Here is a 22493-nt window from a genome sequence, read left to right on the forward strand (position 1 = left end):
CAGGCGGTTTGGTTGTGGACCGGCCCTGAAAGGAACTCATGTTTCGCCGTTCAGGGGAATCGCTGTGCGTCTGACGATCGGCCGGATTGCGAAGGACGATTTCATTCTGAGAACGCCTGGAAGCTGGGCAAGGTGGTCGCGGTGGATGCGTTCGAAGTCGATCGGGTCCCGGGCCGAGAGGCGCAGAATGTAATCGGCATCACCCGCCATCAGGAAACACTCCATGATTTCGCCGGACCGGGCCACGGCGCGTTCGAAATTCTCAAGCGTTTCCTTGGACTGGCCGGTCAGCGAGATTTCCACGAAAACGTCCATGTGTCGGCCGAGTTTCTTCTGGTCCAGAAGCGCGACGTATTTTTCGATGATGCCGGCTTCTTCCAGCGCGCGCATGCGCCGCAAACAGGCGGAAGGGGAAAGCCCCACCTTTTCCGCCAGGTCCGCGTTGGCGATGCGGCCGTCGCTTTGCAGAACGTTCAGGATCTTCTGGTCGAGGCGATCGAGTTTCATTTTTGCTGCACCGCACATAATGCCGAGTTCAAGATAATACATAGCAGATAATTTGAAGAAATATCAATTCGACACAATAAAATTGCGCGTATTTGAATGGAGGCCCCCGGGAACGCAAGCACATTCGACGAAAACAGGCGTAAAATCGTCGGCAATCAATAATGCTTCCAGAGGAGTCGAGTTATGCGCATTGGTGTGCCGAAAGAAATCAAAAACCACGAGTACCGGGTTGGTCTGACCCCGAACAGTGTTCTTGAAATGGTGGCTCATGGCCACGAAGTTGTCGTTGAAACCAATGCCGGTGTCGGCATCGGCGCCAGCGATGCCGACTACGAAGCAGCAGGCGCGAAGATCCTGGCAACAGCCAAGGAAGTCTTCGATGCCGCGAACATGATCGTGAAGGTCAAGGAACCGCAGGCCGTCGAACGCGCCATGCTGCGCCCCGACCACATTCTCTTCACCTATCTGCACCTGGCGCCAGACGCGGAGCAGACCGCGGACCTGGTAAAGTCCGGTGCGACCTGCATTGCCTATGAAACCGTTGTCGATGCTCGCGGCGGTCTGCCGCTTCTGGTGCCGATGTCCCAGGTTGCCGGCCGCCTGTCGGTGATTGCCGGCGCCAAGGCGCTGGAAAAGGCCCAGGGTGGCTCCGGTACGCTCGTGGGCGGTGTTCCCGGCGTCGAACCGGCCAAGGTCGTTGTCATCGGTGGCGGTGTGGTCGGCTCGCATGCCATTACCATGGCGCTTGGCCTCGGAGCCGATGTCACCGTTCTCGATCGGTCTACCGCCGTTCTGGGCAATCTCTCACAGACGTTCGGTCCGGCACTGAAAACCGTCTATTCGACCAAGGCTGCCCTGGAGAAGCATGTGCTGGAAGCCGACATGGTCGTCGGTGCGGTGCTGGTTGCCGGTGCGGCGGCACCAAAGCTGGTTTCGCGCGAGCTGGTCAGCCGCATGAAGCCGGGATCGGTTCTCGTTGATGTCGCCATCGACCAGGGCGGCTGCTTCGAAACCTCCAAGGCAACGACGCATTCCGAGCCGACCTACATCATCGATGAAGTCGTTCACTACTGCGTCGCCAACATGCCGGGCGCCGTGCCGAAGACGTCCACCTACGCGCTGAACAACGCCACCCTGCCGTTTGCTCTCGCACTGGCAGACAAGGGTGCCAAGAAGGCGCTGCTCGATGATCCGCACTTCCTGCCGGGCCTTAACGTGATCGGCGGTCAGGTGACCTGTGAGGCGGTCGCAACCGCTCTCGGCTATGCCTACGTCGATCCGAAGGTTGCTCTTGAGCAGGCCAAGGAAAGCGCTGCTGCCTGATAAGGGAACTTCGCTTCATACATAAGAAAGGCCGGTCCGTTGGGCCGGCTTTTTGCTTTCACAATGGGATTTTGGACTGACGTGACAGCGGTGAGCCCGTGACCTGCTGTTCTGTGCAACTTGCGTCGAAAATGTCCGGCTGTTCCGCAGGTTATTGCATTCCTGATTTCGCAGGGGGCAAAGAAACCTTATTTGCTGTGCGAAGGGTTTACGGGCAGCGGACCTTGTAAGGTGTGCCCTGTTCATCCGTGGCAATGCAGTTGCGCGGGGTGGTGACGACACCGATCAGGCCACCACCGACGGCACCGAGAGCAGCGCCTGCAAGGGTCGCGTTCACCGTGGAACCGGCAACGGCGCCGATCGTGGCGCCCGTTGCCGCGCCGAGACCTGCCCCGATCAGCATCCTGTCCCGTTGACTTTCGGTGTTGGCGCAGCCTGTCAGCACAATGGCGAGACTTGCGGCTGCAAGGACGGATCTCATCCAGAACCCCTTGGCGAAAAACATGTGTCTGCCAAGGGTGGAGATCTATGGTTAACAGTTTCTTACCAAGGCGGATTTATCCAAGGCAGATCCTGAAAGCAGAACGGGCATGCCCATGAATCCATGGGCATGCCCGGTATTGTCGCTAAATTCGTCCGCTCTGACGGTGGTCAGGACGACAGAGAGCCTGGCCTTACGGGCAGGCGACTCGGTAAGGGTTGCCATACCGGTCATGCGCCACGCAGTTTTTCGGCGTGGTCGCAGCGCCGATAACAGCGCCACCCGCAGCACCGATAGCGGCACCGGCGAGAACCGGAGCTGCACCGGCACCGGCGGCGGCACCGACAATGGCGCCGGTCGCGGCACCAAGGCCACCGCCGACAAGCGCGCGGTCTCTCTGGCTGCTTGACTGACAGCCGGCGAGGGCGATGGCCGCAAGGGCCACCAGCAGGATCTTTTTCATTTCGTAAACCTGTGAAGACCCGATTGACTCAGGTCAGTTGAGATCAGGGGCAGGCGACGCGGTACGGGTTGCCATACCGGTCGTAGGCGACACAGTTCTTGGGTGTCGTTGCAGAGCCGATGATGGCACCGCCTGCTGCACCGATTGCCGCACCGGCGAGGGCCGGGCCTACGCCGTTACCGGCGGCGGCACCGATCACGGCACCGGTTGCCGCACCAAGACCGCCGCCAACAAGCGCGCGATCCCTTTGACTGTCAGACTGGCAACCTGCCAGAAATGCGGCCGAAGCGGCAATCAGAAGGAGTTTCTTCATAGTTTTCTTCCCAACGGTCTATTACCGAAACGAAAAAGGATCACCCCCGATTACGGGCAAGCGACCCGGTAAGGATTGCCGTAGCGGTCATAGGCGACGCAGTTCTTCGGAGTCGTTGCGCTGCCGACAATAGCACCACCGGCCGCACCAATTGCACCACCAACCAGGGCGCCGCCGACATCGCCGGTTGCCGCAGCGCCGATTGCTGCACCGGTTGCCGCGCCAAGACCACCGCCTACGAGGGCGCGGTCGCGCTGGCTATCGGACTGGCAGCCCGCCAGGGCAAGGCCTACTGCTGCGAGCAGAACTAGTTTTTTCATGAAATCAGTCTCCCTGTCGGACCGCAACCTCGGCGGGTCGAATGTATAAAATCATTCCAAGCCTAAGCTGCTTTGCACGTTGGGGCAATCTCTGTTTGCCGCAGCCGGCTCGTGTTCATCGTGAATACCAATAAGAGTTCTTCAACGATGTGAACCAGATAGGGCCGGTTGGGCAAAATTATGACGAGATCGCCTCACGTATTAACGCGTAAACAAAGGTGTGGTTCCCGCGTCAACTTTTCAGTGCGGCAAGCAAACCTTTTGTCGAGGCGTCCTTCGAATCTGAAGAGACTTCACCCTTGACCATTGGCAGCAGGGCAGTGGCCAGTTCCTTGCCCAGTTCCACGCCCCACTGGTCGAAGGAGTTGATTCCCCAAATCACGCCTTCGACAAAAACCCTGTGCTCGTAAAGGGCGATCAGACGGCCGAGTGCGAAAGGTGTCAGCTGGTCATAGACAAGGGTCATGGATGGCCTGTCGCCCGGGAACACCTTGTGGGGTGCCAGACGATCGACTTCGTCCGCAGCCATGCCCGAAGCGCTGAGGAGTGCCTTTGCCTCGTCAAGCGTCCGGCCGAGCATCAGGGCTTCGGACTGGGCCAGGCAGTTCGCGACCAGAAGGTCGTGATGATGTTTCAGGTCTTCTTCATGGCCGTTGGCGGCGATCAGGAATTCACACGGGATGACAGTCGTGCCCTGGTGCAGGAGCTGATAGAACGCGTGCTGACCATTCGTGCCTGGTTCACCCCAGACCAGTGGACCGGTTTCCTCGGTCACGGGACTGCCGTCCAGCTTCACGCGCTTGCCATTTGATTCCATGTCGAGCTGCTGCAGGTACGCGGGCAGGCGAGACAGGCGCTGGTCGTAGGGCAGGACGGCGCGGGCGGAAAGGCCAAGCGCGTCCCGGTTCCAGACGCCGATCAACGCCATCAGAACCGGCAGGTTTTTTTCAAGCGGTGCTTCAGCGAAATGGGTGTCCATCGCATGGGCGCCGGACAGAAAGTCACTGAAGGCGTCCGGTCCGATGGCGATCATGAGGGGCAGGCCGATGGCCGACCAGACGGAATACCGGCCGCCGACCCAGTCCCAGAAACCGAAGACGCGGCTTTCGTCGATGCCGAAGGCGGCTACCTTGTCGAGGGCGGTGGAAACGGCTGCGAAGTGGTCGCCGACAGCCTCTTCGCCAAGAGTGCCGGCAATCCATTTGCGCGCGGTCTGCGCGTTGGTCATGGTCTCGATGGTGGTGAATGTTTTCGAAGCGACGATGATCAGCGTCGTGGCAGGGTCGAGTTTTTCCAGCGTATCGGCAATGTGAGCGCCATCCACGTTCGAAACATAGTGCAGCTCCGGACCATCATGATAGGGGCTGAGCGCGATTGTCGTCATGACCGGCCCGAGGTCCGAGCCGCCGATGCCGATGTTGACCACGTCGGTAAAGGCGTCGCCGGTGGAAGATGTCAGTTCGCCGGAGCGAACGGCTTCGGCAAAATCCGCCATCGCATCCAGGACCGCACGTACATCGGGCATCACATCCGCACCGTCGACCAGAACCGGCTGGTCCGACTGGTTGCGAAGCGCAGTGTGCAGGACGGCGCGCTTTTCGGTGCCGTTGATCTTCTCGCCGGCAAACATGGCCGCACGTTTGCCTTCCACGTCCGCAGCGCGGGCAAGGTCGAGCAGCAGGTTGAACGCCTTGTCGTCGATCCGCGACTTGGAATAATCGAGCAACAGGTCGTCTGTCCTGGCGGAGAATGTGTCGAACCGGTCGGGGGCGGCCGCAAACAGTTGCCGCAGGGAGGTACCCTTCAATTGTTCCGCCTGCCGGTTGAGAGCCTGAAATGCTGCTTCTAGCGCCATGAACAATCCTCTTAAATCGATTTAACAGCTTGTTTTCGCGCCGACGCGCGCGGGGCATCCATTAGCATACCCGCCCTGCGAGGGGGAGAGGAAATTCAAGGAGAATGCCGCCGGAAACAGGCAGGTGGATTCCGGCGGCTGAAGGCCAATCAATTGGAAATAGGGGCCAGCAATTCTGGGGCTGTCACAAGTTGGCGAATACCGTGGGAATGGTCTTCCTTGAAGACATTGCCTTTTTCCGCCCAGGCGTTGAGCGAGTTTATGTCCAGCTTGGCGCATTGTGGATGCACGCTCCAGGTCACCTGAAGCGGGGAGCATGTCGACTGGGTGAAGCTGGGCCCTGTTGTCGACCCGATGAAGGTGACCGGCGTACCCGTGCCTTCCGGCAATGACTTGGCCTGATGCAGGCCATTCACGATGTTGCCGTCATAATCGAAGTCGAGAAAGCTCAGTGCCTTGGGATCATTCACGACAAGGAAAACCTGGGCCTCGACACGAAGTTGCGGATTGGCGCAGGCATCGCTCAGGCAAGAGCCCAGTCCTTCACCCGGGGTGATGTTGCAGGATGTATGCACCCAGTGGACTTCGATCGTGTCGCCGGGCTTGACGCCATGGAAAGCTGACCCTGCGGGTTCTGCCAATTCAGCCTCGGTCAGGTCGGCGGTCTCGTTGCACTTGTAACCGCCATGATCTCCATCGCCGGCAAAGACGGTGAAGCCTGGCCCCTTGTGTTCCGCGTTGGTGTGCGTGTGGATGTTGCACAGGTTCAGCTTGTCGGCGGACGGCGCTATCGAGACAGAAGACGTGTTCAATCCTGCTGTCTGCGAGATATCGCGTGGAGTTTGCGGGCCGAAACCCTGACAGAGCTCTTCTGCCTGTGTATGGGAGAGAAAACCGAGGCCTGCGAGGGCCGCAATTGTGAGTCCGATGTATTTCGCCATGGTAGTCTCCTGCGAATGTGGTTGAGGCAGGCTGTTGGGCGCATTTCAAGAAAAGATAGCCGAAGAGGCGAGGATGATTTGAACGCGCATTTGAAAGGAACGCCAATTGCAAAAATTGCTCAGGGTAAATCGCCGTTCAGGGCAAAAAGCTCCGAAGTTGGCGGAAAACAACGATAAATTGAATTGTCTGACTGTATTTTAAGTGAAATGAAAGTTTGCTCAAGGTAAACTAAATCTATGAATTCCGAAAACAAATCACACGGCCTCACCCATCTGCTCGATCAACCTGATGCCGAGGAAGAAGTCCTCGTGGTTGATTTCGACAATCTCTCGGTTATCAACGCGGTTGCATCCAACGTCAGCGAGTGGGGCTTCCGGTTGACCTCTCCGGATATCGGCGAGCTTTACAAGAACATCGGGGTTCGGCCCAAGGATGCAAGCAAACTGGTGAAGGCTCACGTCACTTCCGTGAAGGGCAATGATGCCGCTGTGGTCTTCGCCAAAAGCGAGAAATCCGTTTCGGACAAGCGTCGCGAGAAACGGAACAACGTCAGCATTCCGGTAAAGATCGCGGACCTGGACGGAATTACGGAAATCAGTGGCACGATCGTTGATGCCGGCAAGAACGGTTGCCGCATAACTGCCAAAGGTCTGACAGCGCTTCCAGAGGAAGTTCTGCTGACGATGAAAAAATTCGAAAGGCCGGTCGTCGCCGAATTCGCCTGGCGCAATGACACCTCCGCCGGCATGCGTCTCTTGTGGGATCGGACGCTTGAGCAGGACGACGATCACGGAGACGACGACGAGACCGACGTCACCTCAGAAACGGATACCGAAGAATCCCAGAGCGTCTGACATGGCCCGCTTATGCTGCGGTCGGCGTGTGTCCCAATCAACTTCCCACAATTGACTGAACTTCCCGCGAGGACGTGAAAGAAACGCGGCGAGCGGTGGTTTCGCGCGTCCATCCGTACCTTGGGTGCTGGGCGAGTTTTCCGCCTGTCTTCGAAAAGGCAATTGTCACTTTTTTCAAAAATTTAGTTTTTAAGCCGGAACTTCTTTCTCTCTCGGTTGTTCTCACAGTAACCGCCTCATCAATAGCAATACTGATGTTGCCGGCTTGGGAAATCACTGTGAGAGGATGTAATATTATGAAACGGATTATCACCGCTACCGCGATGTCCTTGATGCTGACAACGTCACTTTACGCGGCAAACGAAGTAAAACCGCTCCAGACTTATGAATTCAATGAGTCTGCAAACATGAGTGATGTTCTTGCATCTGATCTGATTGGCATGCGGATCTACTCGGTCGAAGAAAACTATGACCGGTTCAACGAAGACTATCAGGCTCAGGCTGACGAAGAAAAAGACTGGGACGACATCGGTGAAGTCAACGATGTGATCCTTGGCTTCGACGGCTCGGTAAAGGCCGTTATCCTGGGTGTTGGTGGCTTCCTTGGTATTGGCGAGAAAGACATCGCCCTTCCGATGGAGCAGCTGAAGGTTGTCCGCGAGCAGGATGACGCCGATAGCTACTTCCTGGTGGTCAACGCCAATAAGGACGTGCTGACCAATGCTGCGGCGTATGAGAACCCGTATGCTGACGAAGCGGAAACGGCTGCCACACAGACTTCCGAAGGTATGGAGAAGCCTGCTGATACGGCAATGACGACGGAAACCGACACGTCGACCGAAACCGCGATGAGCCAGGATAGCGACGCCGGCGTGACGGCTGCTCCGGAAACTGCGATGACGCCCCAGACCGATGCTGATGGTCGTGCGCTTCTGCCGCGTGCCGAAGTCGAGCGTGATGGCTACACCGAAGCAGTTGTTGCCGAACTTACGGCAGATGATCTTGAAGGTGCCACCATCTACGACGCCAACGATGAAGACATCGGTGAGATCGATTCACTCATCGTGAGCCAGGACGGTACCATCGAAAAGGTCATCCTTGATGTTGGCGGCTTCCTGGGTATCGGCGAGCGTGAAGTTGCCGTCACCTTTGACGAGCTGCAGATCATTCGCAACGAAGACGGTTCCGACCTGCGCGTCTATGTAGGCGCCACCAAGGAAGAACTGGAAGCTCAGCCGGACTACGTCGCTGAGTAAGAGTAGTGGACTGCTCCGGGTGTCATCACCCGGGGCAGCCTGACACAGCGTCCGGTTCTATCGAGATCCTTCCCGATATCCGGACGCCTATCCCGAGACAGATGGCTTCAACAGGCGTCTGTCACTTTCTCAAACCTCAACACCTGCAGCAGTTGGCCGGGAGCATCCGGTCGAGAAGCTGACTGCACCCTGACTGGAGTGATGAAAATGAACTGGGACATTATCGAAGGCAATTGGAAACAGGTTAAAGGCAAGGCCCAGGAACAGTGGGGCAAGCTGACCAACGACGATCTGGACCGGATCGAAGGCAATCGCGACCAGCTTGCCGGCAAGATCCAGGAGCTCTACGGTAAGTCGCGCGACGAAGCAGAGCGCGAAGTCGATGAGTGGGCAAGTCGCCACTGATCGTCGAACAGATGAAAAAGAGCCGGGCGATCCGTCGCCCGGCTCTTTTTGTTCGAAATTGCTGATCTGCTGGTTGCTGATCAGATTTTGAGGGCGGCTGCCGCCTTTGCGTGGGTTTCAATGCCGGACCAGTCGTCCTCCGCAATCGCCTTTGCGTCGGCAATCCAGGAACCGCCAACGCACAGGACGTTCGGCAGTTTCAGATAGTCCGGAGCCTTGTCGAGACTGACGCCGCCTGTGGGGCAGAATTTGGCCGCCGCCAGCGGGGAGGAGAGAGACTTGAGGTAGGACGCTCCGCCTGCCTGTTCGGCGGGGAAGAACTTCAGCCGCTCATAGCCGCGTTCCAGCAGAAACATGACTTCCGATGCGGTGGCTGCACCTGGAAGCAGAGGCACGCTGTGCTGGTCGGCGGCGTCCAGCAGGTTGGCGGTTGCGCCAGGAGAGACGATGAAACGGGCACCTGCAGAAACGGCGGCATCATATTGCTTGCCGTCCAGCACCGTGCCGGCACCCACAATCGCGCCTTCCACGTGCTCGTTGACCGCGTTGATCGCTTCCAGGGCATGGGCCGTGCGCAAGGTGATCTCGATAGCAGGCAGGCCGCCGCGCACAAGCGCTTCTGCCATGGGGACGGCCTTCCTGGGATCCTCCACGATCAGCACCGGGATCACCGGTGCCGCGCACATTACCTTCTCGATCTTTTCAATGTCCTGGGCCATATCGCCTCCAAAATCTCTTTCTTGTCGCGTCCGCACCGAAGCCAATCAGAGCGGATCGCAAAATCTATCGTGCCGAATTCACCTGGCCGTTCGGGGCCTGATCCTTACTCACCAAACACATGTGCGCCAGTATCGGCCGAACCAACTGCACCGCGGAAGGCGGCGAAAAGGTCCCGGCCGGTGCCGAACTGGCTCTGGCTCAGGTCAGCTTCCGCCAGCGGGCGGGCGTTGAATTCGGCTTCGTCGACCAGCACTTCCAATTTACCAGTCACCGCATCGACGCGGATCATGTCACCGTCACGGATTTTGGCGATCGGGCCGCCGGCAGCAGCTTCCGGGGTCACATGAATTGCTGCCGGGACCTTGCCGGAAGCACCAGACATGCGGCCGTCGGTAATCAGGGCGACCTTGTGGCCGCGGTCCTGAAGGATGCCGAGGCAGGGCGTCAGCTTGTGCAGTTCGGGCATGCCGATTGCCTTCGGGCCCTGGAACCGGACCACGGCGGCAACGTCGCCGGTCAGTTCCTTGTTGTTGAAGGCGGTCAGGAAATCGTTCTGGTCGTGGAAGACGCGGGCAGGTGCCTCGATGATGTGGCGTTCCTTGGCAACAGCCGAGATCTTGATGACGGCCTTGCCCATGTTGCCGGTGAGCATCTTCAGGCCGCCCGTCGGCTGGAAGGCCTTGGCAACGGGAGCCAGCACCGTTTCGTCGCCGGAGGTCTCAGGAACCTCTTCGCGTTGCACGTTGCCGTCTGCGTCGAGTTTCGCTTCCACAGTGTAACCGGAGAGGTCTGTGCCGTAGACGGTCTTCACGTCCTGGTGCAGGTAACCGTCACCCAGCAGTTCGCGTATCAGGAAGGCAAGGCCACCGGCGGCCTGGAAGTGGTTCACATCGGCCTTGCCGTTCGGATAGACGCGGGCCAGAAGCGGCACGACATCGGAGAGATCGGAGATGTCGTCCCAGGTCAGCCTGATGCCCGCAGCAGCAGCAATAGCCACCAGATGCATGGTGTGGTTGGTGGATCCACCCGTGGCGTGCAGGCCGACAACGCCGTTGACGATCGCTTTTTCGCTGATGACTTCACCGGCGGGGGTGAACTCGTTGCCGAGAGCGGAAATCGCGATAGCGCGCTTGGCCGCTTCCCTGGTCAGGGCGTCGCGCAGGGGCGTGCCTGGATTGACGAAGGAGGCACCTGGCATATGCAGGCCCATGATCTCCATCAGCATCTGGTTGGAGTTGGCCGTGCCGTAGAATGTGCAAGTGCCTGGCGAATGATAGGCGCGGGACTCGCTTTCCAGCAGGGCGTCACGGCCGACTTTGCCTTCGGCATAGAGCTGGCGGATCTTGGCCTTCTCGTCGTTGGAAATGCCTGTCGGCATCGGACCAGCGGGAACGAACACGGCCGGCAGATGGCCAAAGGAGAGGGCCGCGATGGCAAGACCGGGAACGATCTTGTCGCAGATGCCGAGAAAGACCGCTGCATCGAACATCTGATGCGACAGGCCGACGGCAGCAGCCATGGCGATCACATCGCGGGAAAACAGCGACAGTTCCATGCCGTCCTGCCCCTGGGTGACACCGTCGCACATGGCCGGAACGCCACCGGCAACCTGGGCAACCGCGCCGATTTCGTGTGCGGCTTCGCGGATCAGGGCTGGATAGGTCTCGTAGGGCTGGTGGGCCGACAGCATGTCGTTATAGGAGGTGATGATGCCGAGGTTCGGTACCACGTCGCCGGAAAGGGCCTGCTTGTCGGAGAGGCCACAGGCGGCGAAGCCATGGGCGAGGTTGCCACAGGACAGGCGCGAACGCTGCGGGCCCTTGTCGGCGGCCTTGCCGATGCGGTCAAGATATCTTGAGCGGCTGTCGTGACTGCGTTTGACGATCCGTTCGGTGACGTCGCCAATGCGATCCTGGATGGTCATTGCTTCAAATCCTTTGCTAGCCGCGCCGCGGCCTGGCTGGTCCTATGTCCGGCACATAGGGCGTTGCGGCGAGCTTGCCGCTCTCTAATCGATTTAAGAGGCCGGAAACGCGCAAGGCCGGGCCTTGCGCGAGTGATATCAGTTGCTGTCGTCTTCGGCCCAGGTGCGGCCGTCACGCTCGACCAGAGCGATGGAGGCGGACGGGCCCCAGGTGCCGGCGGTGTAGCCTTTCGGCGTTTCCTTGGACGCAGCCCATGCTGCCTGGATCGGGTCGATCCAGGCCCAGGCGGCGTCAACTTCGTCACGGCGCATGAACAGGGTCTGGTTGCCGCGGATCACGTCCATGATCAGGCGTTCGTAGGCATCCGGGTTACGCACCTTGAAGGCTTCGGCAAAACTCATGTCGAGCGGAACCTGACGCAGGCGCATGCCGCCGGGGCCGGGGTCCTTGATCATGATCTGCATCTGGACGCCTTCATCGGGCTGCAGACGGATGATGAGGCGGTTGGCGGTGATCGCCCCGGCTTCCGCGTCGAAGATTGAATGCGGGATCGGACGGAACTGGACGACGATTTCCGATACGCGCTGCGCCAGACGCTTGCCGGTGCGCAGGTAGAAGGGCACACCGGCCCAACGCCAGTTGGCGATTTCCGCCTTCAGGGCGACGAAGGTTTCCGTCCGGCTTTCGTTGTTGCCGAGCTCTTCCAGGTAACCGGGAACCGCACCTCCGGCCGAAGCCCCTGCGCGGTACTGGCCGCGCACGGTCAGCTTGTCGATGCTCTGCTCGTCGATCGGGGCAAGAGCTTTCAGAACCTTCAGCTTCTCGTCGCGCACGCTGTCGGCGTTCATGCTTTCCGGCGGCTCCATCGCAACAAGGCAGAGCAGCTGCAGGATGTGGTTCTGCACCATGTCGCGCAGGGCACCTGCGGTATCGTAGTAGCCGGCACGGCCACCGGTGCCGAGCGACTCGGCCACGGTGATCTGGACGTGGTCGATATGGGCCGCGTTCCACAGCGGCTCGAACAGGGCATTGGCAAAGCGCAGAGCCATCAGGTTCTGCACCGTTTCCTTGCCGAGATAGTGGTCGATACGGAAGATCTGGTGTTCGTTGAACACAGCACCGACCGTGTCGTTGAGCGCCCTGGCGGACTTGCCGTCCTTGCCGATGGGCTTTTCCATGACGACGCGGGAATGGTCGTTGACGACGCCGATCCGGCCGAGGTTCTCGCAGATCGTGCCGAAGAGATCCGGACCGACTGCAAGATAGAAGGCGCGGATGACTTCAGGACGTTCGTCCAGGATGGTTCTCAGATCTTCAAAGCCGTCGCCTGTGGCGATGTCGATCTTGACGTAGCGCAGGCGCTTCAGGAACTGCTGAAGATGCTCGTCGTCCAGATCCTTGACGTGTTCTTCAAGCGCGGCCTTGGCATAGTCGCGATAGTCGTCGTCGGAATAGTCCCGGCGGGCACTGCAGATGATGCGGGCGTTTTCCGGCATCTGGCCGTCCGCGTCGCGGTGGTAAAGGGCAGGCAGAAGCTTGCGGTGGGCGAGGTCTCCGGAGGCTCCGAAAACGACGAGGTCGAATTCTTCAACTTCAATGACGCGTACCGCCATAAAACATCCCTTCTCACAGCTGCCAGTCCGATGGGCCGCTCCGGCCTGGACCGTTTTCGACTGCCTTTTAAATCGATTTAATTCTCTTGTCAGCCCCTCATTTCAGGGCCGACCACTCTTTTTCCAATTCGCTCCTGCGCGGCAGATCCGCTCCCCTCCGGGAGCAAGTGATGGCAGCTGCCCCGACAGCGAAGTCAAGAAGACGATTTAGCTGGCCGGCGTCAAGGGCTGCAAGCGCATCACGGTTGGTTGCACCTAGATGTTTCAGCCCTGCAAGCAGGGCTGCCTGGAAGGTGTCGCCCGCGCCAACGGTGTCTTCAACGGTTACCTTGATGCCCGGACGGCTGACTTCGATGCCTTCGGCAAATGCGGTTGCACCGTCGCCGCCCCGTGTGACGATGACCAGCGAAGCCCCCATGCCGAGCCAGGCGCGGGCAATGGTTTCGACGGGTTCACCGGGAGCGATCAGGGCAAGGTCTTCGTCCGACACTTTGACGACATCCGTCAACGGAACAAGGCTTTCCGTATTGCGGCGCCAGAGCGCCATGTCCGGCACCACGGTCGGGCGTATGTTCGGGTCGAAGGAGACCAGCGTATGGTCTCGCTCGCGTTCGATCAGAGCCCTGAAGGCGGCCGAAACCGGCTCGACCAGTGCCGTGTAGGACCCGATGTGCAGAAACAATGGCGGTTCGTCGAACTGCGGCAGGTCATCGACGGTTACCATGCGGTCAGCCGCGTTCTCGCCGTAGAACGTATAGGCAGGAGAGCCGTGCTCATCCTTCTGGACGAGGCTGAGCGTCGTCAGGTAATCAGTCCTCAGGATATAGCGTTCCGAAACGCCTTCACTGCGGAACTTCTGGGCCAGACGTTCGCCAAGGGCATCGCGTGAAATGCCGCCGAAAAACCCGGCGTCCTCTTCAAGGCGCGCCAGCCCCATGGCCACGTTGAAGGGGGATCCGCCGATACGGGCGTCGAAAGAAACACTGTCGCCGGAACCGGCTTCTCCAAAGAGATCGAACAGTGCTTCGCCGCAAATCAAAAACATATACGTTCTGGTCTTTCGTCGTTTGTCAGGAACCGCATCGACGGCGGATTCATGGCTTTGTGTCATTTCGCGGCAGCGGCCTTTGAGACCACCGCCTCATCCGAAGGAGGCCCGCAAGGCGCCGAACTCGCCGCCCATCCTTCGAGACGAACCTTTCGGTTCTCCTCAGGATGAGGGTGTGGGTAGGAGTGGGCTGAACCCGGTGTCTCCCGCCACCTTATTGGTTTCAACGAGGCGCGCCAATGGCGCTCGTTGCATGTGTCTTCTCTGCCCCCACAACGGCTCATCAAACCACCACCTCATCCTGAGGAGGGCCATTGGCCCGTCTCGAAGGATGGGCCACGAACGCTGAATTTGCCGCCCATCCTTCGAGACGAACCTTTCGGTTCTCCTCAGGATGAGGATTTGGGTGGGAGAGGTGCTGAACCCGGTGTCTCCCGTTCCCTTATTGGTTCCAACGAGGCCTGCCAATGGCACCCGTTGAATGACCTTTCTCCTCCCTACAGCGGCTTATCAAACCACCACCTCATCCTGAGGAGGGCCATAGGCCCGTCTCGAAGGATAGGCCACAAGCACCGAATTTGCCGCCCGTCCTTCGGGATGAACCTTTCGGTTCTCTTCGGGACGAGGTCCCGGGTAGGAGGCGCCGGATGAAAGGCACCTCCCGTTTGTCTTCCCTGGCCTAGGCCGCCATGCTGTCCGGCGGATCCATCGCTCCGGTCATGATCGCCACCGCATCGGACATGGAAAAGTCCGACGGTTTGATGACACAAGCCCGACTGCCCAGCCGATGAATGTGGATACGGTCGGCAACCTCGAAGACATGGGGCATGTTGTGACTGATCAGCACGATGGGCAAGCCCCTGGCCCTGACATCCTTGATCAGCTCCAGCACGCGCCGGCTTTCCTTGACGCCGAGAGCGGCGGTCGGCTCGTCCATGATCACGACCTTGGAGCCGAAAGCAGCCGCCCGTGCCACCGCCACCCCCTGGCGCTGACCGCCGGAAAGCGTTTCAACGGCCTGGTTGATGTTCTGAATGGTGAGCAGCCCAAGTTCGTTCAGCTTTTCGCGGGCGATCTCTTCCATCTTCTTTCGGTCCAGCTGGCGCAGCCAGGTGCCGCGGAAGCCGGGTTTCTTCAACTCACGGCCCATGAACATGTTGTCGGTGATCGACAGGGCAGGGGACATGGCCAGGGTCTGGTACACCGTCTCGATCCCGGCTTCACGGGCATCGATGGGGGAGGTGAAGTGGACGGGCTTGCCATCGAGCAGGATCTCTCCGCCATCTGGCTGCACGGCTCCGCTGAGAGCCTTGATCAAGGTGGATTTGCCGGCCCCATTGTCGCCGATCACGGCGAGGATCTCGCCGGGATAGAGTTCGAAGTCGGCTCGGTCCATGGCCACGACACGGCCGTAGCGCTTGACCAGTTTACGCGCTTGCAGGACAGGTTCCATCACACAGATACCTTTCTGATCCATTGGTCGATCGCGACCGCGCCGATGATGAGGATGCCGATCAGCAGGTAGGTCCACTGCGCATCGGCGCCGAGCAGGCGCAGGCTGAGCGTGAACACACCGACGATGAGCGCCCCGAACAGGGTGCCGAGCACGGATCCACGTCCGCCGAAGAGCGAGATGCCGCCGATCACCACGGCCGTGATGGATTCGATGTTGGCAAGCTGACCGGTGGTCGGGGAGACCGAGCCGATGCGGCCGATCATCGCCCAGCCGGCGAAGGCGCAGATGAGCCCGGACAGCATGTAGACCGATATCAGAACCTTCTTCACCTGCACGCCCGAAAGCTGCGCGGCCTCCGGATCGTCGCCAACGGCGTAGACATGCCTGCCCCAGGCTGTCTGACGCAGGGCGTAGGCCAGCACCAGCACCAGAAGCACCATGAAGATGACGCCGTAGGTGAAGACTGCGCCGCCGACATTGACCTTGTTGCCGAAGAACTGAAGCAGCGGTGCCACTTCGGCGATTTCCTGCGACCGGATGGTCTCATTGGCCGAATAAAGGAAGTTGGTGGCAAGCACGATCTGCCACATGCCGAGCGTCACGATGAAGGGGGGCAGCTTGACGATGGCGACAAGGAAGCCGTTGAGATACCCGCAAAAGGTACCGCAAATAAGGCCGCAGACGATGGAGACCTCCACCGGCAAACCATAGCGGAAGGTGAACTGCCCCATGACGACGGAGGACAGCACCATGATCGCGCCGACCGACAGATCGATGCCGGCGGTCAGGATGACGATGCTCTGTGCTGCCGCCACGATGCCGACGATCTGGACCTGCTGCAGGATCAGCGTCAGTGCGAAGGGGGAGAACAGTTTCGATCCGAGCAGCAGCCCGAAAACGACAAGGGAGAGTACCAGGACGATCAGCGGAACCAGTGATGGGGTCTGGTGCAGCGTGTGCTGGATTTTATGCCCGATCCCATGACGCTCGTCATCGAATGAGGCGACAGCTTGCGGTCCGGAGGTGGCAGCGGATTCGTAGTCCGCCGGCCCCTTGGCCGTTTTGCTTTCTAAGGTCATGCCCGTTTAACCTTCTTTGCGCCGGTTTTGAAAAAAGGGGCAAGGTCGCCCATGCCCCTTTTGATCTCGTCCAGGGGTGTCTTAGCCCCAGCAGAGATCCGTTCCCTTGGCGGTGTCGATGGATTCGACGCCTTCAACCGGCTTGTCGGTCACAAGGGCAACACCGGTATCGAAGAAGTCCTTGCCTTCGGTCGGCTCCGGCTTGGTGCCATTGTCGGCCCAGGCCTTGATGGCCTCGATGCCGAGCGATGCCATGAGCAGCGGATACTGCTGCGAGGTGGCGCCGATAACACCGTCCTTGACGTTCTGAACACCCGGGCAACCGCCGTCGACAGAAACGATCAGCACGTCGTTTTCGCGGCCGATGGCCTTCAGTGCTTCATAGGCGCCGGCAGCAGCGGGTTCGTTGATCGTGTAGACCACGTTGACCATCGGATCCTTGGCAAGCAGGTTTTCCATGGCCTTGCGGCCACCTTCCTCGTTACCTGCGGTCACGTCGTTGCCGACGATGCGCGGATCGGTTTCGTCACCCCACTTGTTCGGGTCGCCAAGCTCGATGCCGAAGCCCTGCAGGAAGCCCTGGTCACGCAGCACGCCGACGGTTGGCTGGCTGATGCCGAGATCAAGCATGGCGATCTTGGCATTGGCTGCCTCGTCGCCCAGGCTGGCCGCGGCCCACTGGCCGATCAGCTCACCTGCCTTGAAGTTGTCGGTGGCGAAGGTTGCGTCGGCTGCATCAATGGGATCGAGCGGCGTGTCGAGTGCAATCACCAGAAGGCCAGCGTCGCGCGCCTGCTGGACAGCCGGCACGATGGACGACGTGTCGGATGCGGTCAGCAGGATGCCCTTGGCACCGTCAGCAATGCAGGTTTCGATCGCTGCCACCTGGGTTTCATGGTCGCCGTCGATCTTGCCTGCGAAGGACTTCAGTTCGATGCCGAGCTCTTCAGCCTTTGCGGTGGCGCCTTCCTTCATTTTCACGAAGAACGGGTTGGTGTCCGTCTTGGTGATCAGGCAGGCGGAGATGTCTGCTGCGACTGCCGGGGTGGCAGCCATGGCGGCGAGAACGGAACCGGTCGCGAGTAGTTTGCGGATCATTTGCGTTTTTCCTCCCTGGCCAATTCAGGTTGAACGGTTGGGTGTGGCCAGATGTGACCCCAACCGTGCTGCCCGTGCCGGAAAGCTGGCTCTATCCTCCGAGCTGCCAGCCCCGGCGGGTCCGGTGTCTTTCCCGCCCGTCAGGATTGCTGCCCTGGGCGAGAAATTGAAGAATTGCGGCAGGCTGGCTGCGCCGATGGCGCCTGCGTCGTGGCCAAAGCTGCCGATTTCGATGTCGGGTGAATGGCGTTTCTCAGGCGCGGCCTTTTCCACGGCCTTCTTCAAGGCGGCCCGGAACGTTTCCGGGAACGGGCCGCCAAGGTCGCCGTCGAGGACGACCAGCGGAACATCCAGAAGCGCATAGGCCGAGCGCAGGGCAAGTGCGAGAGCTTCGGCGCAGTCTTCCAGCCACTCGGTGTATTTCGGATCTCCGGTTTCAACCGCGTGCTGCAAATCGGAGCGGTTGAGCTTTGGAAAATCTTCCGGCGACATGTGCCGGGCGAGTGCCACCAGCGATGCGCGGGTCAGCAGCAGGTCCCAGGAATTGCGGGCCTTTGGTGCGGTGGTCAGCGTGCTTGGCGGAACGGGGATCATGGCGACGTCGCCGGCGTTCCCGGATACACCGCGCACGACATCGCCCTTCAGGATCAGGCCGCCACCGATCGCAGGCCCAAGGAAAAGATAGACGAAATTGTCGTTCTGCCGGCCCAGCCCGTAGAAGAGTTCGGCCACAGCGGCCGCCGTGCCGTCGTTCTCGCTGAACACCGGCAGGCCGGTAGCCTTTTCCAGGGCGTCGGTCAGGTCGAAGTCTTCCCACTTCATGAAATCGGCCTGGGGCAGGCCCAGTTCATGCAGCCAGGCACCGAGGTTGAACGGTTGCGCCAGGCCGATGCCGGTGATGCGGGACTGATCTTCCTTGCTCAGATGCTGGCGCAGGAATTCCAGATCGTCCTTGAGGATTTCCATGGCCTCTTCGGGCGCAGGCAGGATCATGTCATGAAGCCGGCGGGCAATCAGCTGGCCGGAAAAATCCATCAACACGGTTTCCATGTTGGTCCGGTCCAGCCGCACCCCGAAGGAATAGGCGCCGCGCGGGGCAAGCCGGAGAATGGTTGCCGGTTGTCCGCGGCTGCCGTCGTGACGCTTGCCGGCTTCCACGATCAACCCTTCCTCGATGAGGTTCTGGATGATGGCGCCGATGGCCGCGTTTGTCAGCTGTACCGCCCGGGCGAGTTCCGCCTTGGAGGCCTCACCGGCACGCCGAAGGATCTGAAGTACGATGCGTTCGTTGTACCGGCGCAATTGCGCGGAATTCGAACCACGGCCGCTTTTTGGCGTGTCCTCCACCGGTCTTGCTCCTCCCCAGGAACTGCCTGCTCTCGTCGGCGGCATCAGAATAAATAAGTTTGATAAAATTATTCGCCCAAGTGGCCCGGCTGTCAATCGCAATCTGTTTTGCAACGCACGTTTTCGATATTGTGGCGCGGTAAGTCTCTGCGCAACAACACGAAAAATTCTCGCCTGCCTCGGTAATATTTTTCCGGCAGGGGCCGGTCTGGCACATCCGCGCAGCCTGGGTGCGCACGGGATTGACGGGCGATCCGTATTTCAGCTCTTTCGTGCAGGACATCCTAACACACCTTCGCGAAATCGTTGCCGGAGCTTTCAACATCCGTATTGTCGGGGAGGGACGAGAATCGGAGACAAAAAATGCCGGCCACACATGACGAAGCGTTTCTTGAACGGGCGATTGCCGCTGGAGCAGGGGAGCGTCCTGCCGATCTGGTGATAAAGAATGTCAGCCTGTTCAGCGTTGTCGACGGATCTACGGTCGAAACGGATATTGCGATCGTCGGTGACAGGATCGTCGGCACGCACGGGCAATATGAAGCGGCCGAAACGATCGACGGTTCGGGACTGACCGCCGTTCCCGGCTTCATCGACACGCATCTTCATGTGGAATCGTCTCTGGTCACACCGTTCGAGTTTGACCGCTGCGTGCTGCCGCACGGTGTCACCACCGCCATTTGCGACCCGCATGAGATTGCCAACGTTCTGGGTGCCGAAGGGATCCGCTATTTCCTGGACAGTTCTCTGGAAACGGCGATGGACCTCAAGGTCAATCTCTCGTCCTGCGTTCCCGCAACGGCTTTCGAGACAGCCGGGGCCTGTCTGGAGATCGAGGACCTGCTACCGTTCCGCGATCATCCAAGCGTGATCGGCCTTGCTGAATTCATGAATTTTCCAGGTGTGCTTGCGCGCGATCCCAAGGTGCTGGCGAAGCTTGCCGCCTTTCAGGACGGTCATATCGACGGCCATGCGCCTCTGCTTCAGGGCATCGGCCTCAACGGCTATCTGGCCGCAGGCATCCGAACCGACCATGAGGCTACCTCCGCCGAGGAGGCGCTGGAAAAGCTCGCCAAGGGCATGACGATCCTGATGCGCGAAGGCTCCGTCTCAAAGGACCTGGAAGCGCTGGCCCCGATCCTGACACCGGATGTTTCCGCGTTCGTCGCGTTGTGCACGGACGACCGCAATCCGCTGGATATTGCCGAGGAAGGCCATCTCGACAGCATGATCCGCCGCCTGATCGCCAAGGGCATTCGTCCGCTTGACGCCTATCGGGCCGCAAGCTGGTCGGCAGCCAATGCCTTCGGCCTGAAAGACAGGGGCGTGATTGCACCGGGTAAGCGCGCAGACATTGCGCTGTTGAGCGACTTTGCCGATTGCCGCGTGGCGCAAGTGATCTGCGGCGGTGTTCAGGCGACGGACGAAGCTTTTGCAAAAAGAACCATTGTCCCGCCGGTTGGCCTCGACAGCGTGCATGTCGGCGAGGTCACCGCGTCAAAGTTCGATATACCGGCGCGCAACAGCGAGGCCGACGTTATCGGTGTGGTGCCGGGCAGGATCATCACCGAACACCTGAAGCGCACCCTGCCGGTGACCGGCGGCAAGACGCTGGCCGATCTTGACCAGGATGTGCTGAAGGTCGCTGTCGTCGAACGGCACAAGGGCACGGGCAACATCGGGCTCGGTTTCGTCAATGGTTTCGGCATGAAACAGGGCGCAATTGCTTCGTCCGTCGGCCATGACAGCCACAACATCTGCGTGGTCGGCGCGGATGAGGAAGCCATGGCCCACGCGGTCAACCGGGTGATCGCCATGAAGGGCGGATTTGCGGTTGCCGACAAGGGCGGAGTGAAAGCCGAACTTGCTCTGCCGCTGGCGGGACTGATGAGCCTCGAACCATTTGAAACGGTGAAGGAGGAGCTGGAGCACCTGCGCGCCGCCGCCAAGGATCTCGGCTGCACGCTGGCCGAACCGTTCCTTCAGGTCGCCTTCCTGCCGTTGCCGGTCATTCCGCATCTGAAGATCACCGATTTCGGCATCTTTGATGTCAACAAGTTCGAACTGGTGGATCAGGGGAGCTGAAACAGGTCTTTCGATGATCCTCACTCTTGCCGTTTCCGGATACCGCTCGCTACGCGACATCGTCTTGCCGCTCGACCGCATCACTCTGGTGACGGGCGCAAACGGCAGCGGCAAATCGAGCCTTTACCGGTCGATTCGTTTGCTGGCCGAAGTCTCGCAAGGCCAGGCGATTGCCTCGCTGGCCGCGGAAGGTGGCCTCAATTCGACGCTCTGGGCAGGGCCTGAAGCTTTTTCCCGGGCCATGAAACAGGGCGAAGTGCCGGTTCAGGGAACCGTGCGCAAGGGCGTGGTCAGTCTGAAGCTCGGCTTTGCCGATGAGGATTACGGCTATGCGATAGATCTCGGTCTGCCGGCGGACGCCGGGCGGTCGCTGTTTTCCATGGATCCGGAAATCAAGGCCGAGGTCCTTTGGGCCGGCGAAGCCTTGTCCCGCTCGAACGAGATCGCGGCCAGAAACGGCCCGACGGTTCGGGTTCTCAATGCCCACGGGCAGCGCATACCGGTTTTCCAGAACCTTGCCCGCTTCGACAGCATGATGACCCATGCCGCCGATCCGAAAGACGGTCTGGAACTTCTGGTCATGCGCGAGCGCATGCGCGCCTGGCGTTTTTATGATCACCTGCGCACCGACAGGGACGCTCCCGCGCGGTTTCCCAAGATAGGAACACGGACATCTGTGCTGAGCGGGGATGGCGGGGATCTGGCAGCCGCTCTTCAGACCATCCTGGAAATTGGTGACGAGAGGGCCTTGGAAGAGGCTGTCGATGATGCGTTCCCCGGAGCATCCGTGAGGATTTCGGTCAACGACGGCTATTTTGAACTGCTAATGCAACAGAAGGGGCTGTTGCGCGAGCTACGAGCCAGTGAATTGTCTGACGGAACGCTCCGGTATCTCCTGTTGACGGCGGCGCTCCTGTCGCCGCGCCCGGCGCCCTTGGTGGTGCTGAACGAGCCCGAGACGAGCCTCCACCCGGCATTGCTGGAGCCTCTCGCCCGGCTGATTGCACGGGCCGCGGAAAAGACGCAGGTGATCGTCGTTTCCCATGCGGAAGAACTGGTGTCCGTGCTGTCGTCGGAAAGAGGCTGCATGCGCTACGATCTGCGCAAGGAACTTGGCGAGACGGTTGTGGATAGCGCTGACACACCTCGCTGGAATTGGCCAAAGAGATAAACCGCCTGTTTTGCGGAGTTGTCTATAAGTTTTTGATTTGACGTCTCTATTGCCAACCGGCTCAGCTGGCTTATCTTAAGCGGATGGTTCTTCACGCGCAAAAAAACGACGAGGTGTCGTTACGTCGCGAGTTGACGTGAACGGAAGGTTGCGTCATGTCAGAAGAGACCCAAAGAGGTGACGCCTCATTGGTGGCCGGGCCCTTGAGGAGGACCATTTCGCGGTACGGATT

21 protein-coding genes are annotated in these 22493 nt (G+C 59.8%); 6 read left to right on the forward strand and 15 right to left on the reverse strand.

Going from position 1 to position 22493, the window contains the following annotated elements; translation table 11 throughout:
- Positions 1 to 36: 36 nt before the first annotated feature.
- Entirely contained in the window at positions 37 to 507 is a 471-nt protein-coding gene (locus tag ACP90_RS09850; RefSeq protein ID WP_023000605.1) for an Lrp/AsnC family transcriptional regulator, read from the reverse strand.
- A 183-nt stretch (positions 508 to 690) separates the two neighbouring features.
- On the opposite strand from ACP90_RS09850, the gene ald reads away from it, so the two are divergent.
- Positions 691 to 1830, forward strand: coding sequence for an alanine dehydrogenase (gene ald, locus ACP90_RS09855; protein WP_023000606.1), 1140 nt, complete (start codon positions 691 to 693; stop codon positions 1828 to 1830).
- 208 nt (positions 1831 to 2038) lie between these two features.
- On the opposite strand, the gene ACP90_RS09860 is transcribed toward ald, so the two are convergent.
- From ACP90_RS09860 to ACP90_RS09885, 6 genes are all read right to left on the reverse strand, one after another.
- Complete coding sequence (locus ACP90_RS09860; protein WP_006932815.1) at positions 2039 to 2311, reverse strand: hypothetical protein; 273 nt, start codon at positions 2309 to 2311, stop codon at positions 2039 to 2041.
- Between the two features lie 193 nt (positions 2312 to 2504).
- Positions 2505 to 2774 (reverse strand): lipoprotein, encoded by a 270-nt coding sequence (locus ACP90_RS09865; protein ID WP_023000608.1) that lies wholly within the window; start codon positions 2772 to 2774, stop codon positions 2505 to 2507.
- 43 nt (positions 2775 to 2817) lie between these two features.
- Entirely contained in the window at positions 2818 to 3087 is a 270-nt protein-coding gene (locus ACP90_RS09870) for a glycine zipper domain-containing protein (protein ID WP_023000609.1), read from the reverse strand.
- Between the two features lie 50 nt (positions 3088 to 3137).
- Positions 3138 to 3407: a glycine zipper domain-containing protein gene (locus tag ACP90_RS09875; RefSeq protein WP_023000610.1), complete on the reverse strand. Its 270-nt coding sequence runs from the start codon at positions 3405 to 3407 to the stop codon at positions 3138 to 3140.
- Positions 3408 to 3639: 232 nt separating this feature from the next.
- On the reverse strand, positions 3640 to 5262 hold the full coding sequence (gene pgi, locus ACP90_RS09880; RefSeq protein WP_062488218.1) for a glucose-6-phosphate isomerase: 1623 nt from the start codon (positions 5260 to 5262) through the stop codon (positions 3640 to 3642).
- A 149-nt stretch (positions 5263 to 5411) separates the two neighbouring features.
- Positions 5412 to 6203, reverse strand: a complete 792-nt coding sequence (locus ACP90_RS09885) for a delta-class carbonic anhydrase (RefSeq protein WP_062488219.1) — start codon at positions 6201 to 6203, stop codon at positions 5412 to 5414.
- A gap of 237 nt (positions 6204 to 6440) precedes the next feature.
- Between ACP90_RS09885 and ACP90_RS09890 the strand changes: the two genes are divergently transcribed.
- The 3 genes from ACP90_RS09890 (at position 6441) to ACP90_RS09900 (ending at position 8719) form a co-directional block, all read left to right on the forward strand.
- The gene (locus tag ACP90_RS09890; protein ID WP_062488220.1) at positions 6441 to 7058 is read left to right on the forward strand and encodes a PilZ domain-containing protein; all 618 of its coding nucleotides are present in this window, start codon (positions 6441 to 6443) and stop codon (positions 7056 to 7058) included.
- 296 nt (positions 7059 to 7354) lie between these two features.
- Positions 7355 to 8314, forward strand: coding sequence for a PRC-barrel domain-containing protein (locus ACP90_RS09895; RefSeq protein WP_208993493.1), 960 nt, complete (start codon positions 7355 to 7357; stop codon positions 8312 to 8314).
- A gap of 207 nt (positions 8315 to 8521) precedes the next feature.
- Positions 8522 to 8719, forward strand: a complete 198-nt coding sequence (locus ACP90_RS09900) for a CsbD family protein (protein ID WP_031269168.1) — start codon at positions 8522 to 8524, stop codon at positions 8717 to 8719.
- 80 nt (positions 8720 to 8799) lie between these two features.
- Here ACP90_RS09900 and eda read toward each other — a convergent pair whose 3' ends face one another.
- The 8 genes from eda to ACP90_RS09940 form a co-directional block, all read right to left on the reverse strand.
- Entirely contained in the window at positions 8800 to 9438 is a 639-nt protein-coding gene (eda, locus tag ACP90_RS09905) for a bifunctional 4-hydroxy-2-oxoglutarate aldolase/2-dehydro-3-deoxy-phosphogluconate aldolase (protein ID WP_062488221.1), read from the reverse strand.
- Positions 9439 to 9542: 104 nt separating this feature from the next.
- On the reverse strand, positions 9543 to 11363 hold the full coding sequence (gene edd / locus ACP90_RS09910; protein ID WP_062488222.1) for a phosphogluconate dehydratase: 1821 nt from the start codon (positions 11361 to 11363) through the stop codon (positions 9543 to 9545).
- 138 nt (positions 11364 to 11501) lie between these two features.
- Positions 11502 to 12977 carry a glucose-6-phosphate dehydrogenase gene (gene zwf, locus ACP90_RS09915; protein WP_055655338.1) on the reverse strand — a complete coding sequence of 492 codons (1476 nt, stop codon included), beginning with the start codon at positions 12975 to 12977 and terminating at the stop codon, positions 11502 to 11504.
- Positions 12978 to 13074: 97 nt separating this feature from the next.
- Positions 13075 to 14022 (reverse strand): carbohydrate kinase, encoded by a 948-nt coding sequence (locus tag ACP90_RS09920; protein ID WP_062488223.1) that lies wholly within the window; start codon positions 14020 to 14022, stop codon positions 13075 to 13077.
- Between the two features lie 682 nt (positions 14023 to 14704).
- The gene (locus ACP90_RS09925) at positions 14705 to 15502 is read right to left on the reverse strand and encodes an ATP-binding cassette domain-containing protein (protein ID WP_208984213.1); all 798 of its coding nucleotides are present in this window, start codon (positions 15500 to 15502) and stop codon (positions 14705 to 14707) included.
- Positions 15478 to 16560 carry an ABC transporter permease gene (locus tag ACP90_RS09930; protein ID WP_023000621.1) on the reverse strand — a complete coding sequence of 361 codons (1083 nt, stop codon included), beginning with the start codon at positions 16558 to 16560 and terminating at the stop codon, positions 15478 to 15480. The genes ACP90_RS09925 and ACP90_RS09930 overlap by 25 nt, the downstream gene beginning before the upstream one ends.
- 81 nt (positions 16561 to 16641) lie before the next feature.
- Positions 16642 to 17658 (reverse strand): sugar ABC transporter substrate-binding protein, encoded by a 1017-nt coding sequence (locus ACP90_RS09935; protein WP_023000622.1) that lies wholly within the window; start codon positions 17656 to 17658, stop codon positions 16642 to 16644.
- A 24-nt stretch (positions 17659 to 17682) separates the two neighbouring features.
- Positions 17683 to 19005 carry an ROK family transcriptional regulator gene (locus ACP90_RS09940; RefSeq protein WP_201030462.1) on the reverse strand — a complete coding sequence of 441 codons (1323 nt, stop codon included), beginning with the start codon at positions 19003 to 19005 and terminating at the stop codon, positions 17683 to 17685.
- A 363-nt stretch (positions 19006 to 19368) separates the two neighbouring features.
- Between ACP90_RS09940 and ade the strand changes: the two genes are divergently transcribed.
- Both ade and ACP90_RS09950 read left to right on the forward strand, forming a co-directional pair.
- The gene (ade, locus tag ACP90_RS09945; RefSeq protein ID WP_062488224.1) at positions 19369 to 21090 is read left to right on the forward strand and encodes an adenine deaminase; all 1722 of its coding nucleotides are present in this window, start codon (positions 19369 to 19371) and stop codon (positions 21088 to 21090) included.
- 13 nt (positions 21091 to 21103) lie between these two features.
- Entirely contained in the window at positions 21104 to 22261 is a 1158-nt protein-coding gene (locus tag ACP90_RS09950) for an AAA family ATPase (protein WP_062488225.1), read from the forward strand.
- Positions 22262 to 22493: the final 232 nt, after the last annotated feature.

Origin of the sequence: Labrenzia sp. CP4 (assembly GCF_001579905.1) — a bacterium.
Lineage (GTDB): Bacteria > Pseudomonadota > Alphaproteobacteria > Rhizobiales > Stappiaceae > Roseibium > Roseibium algicola.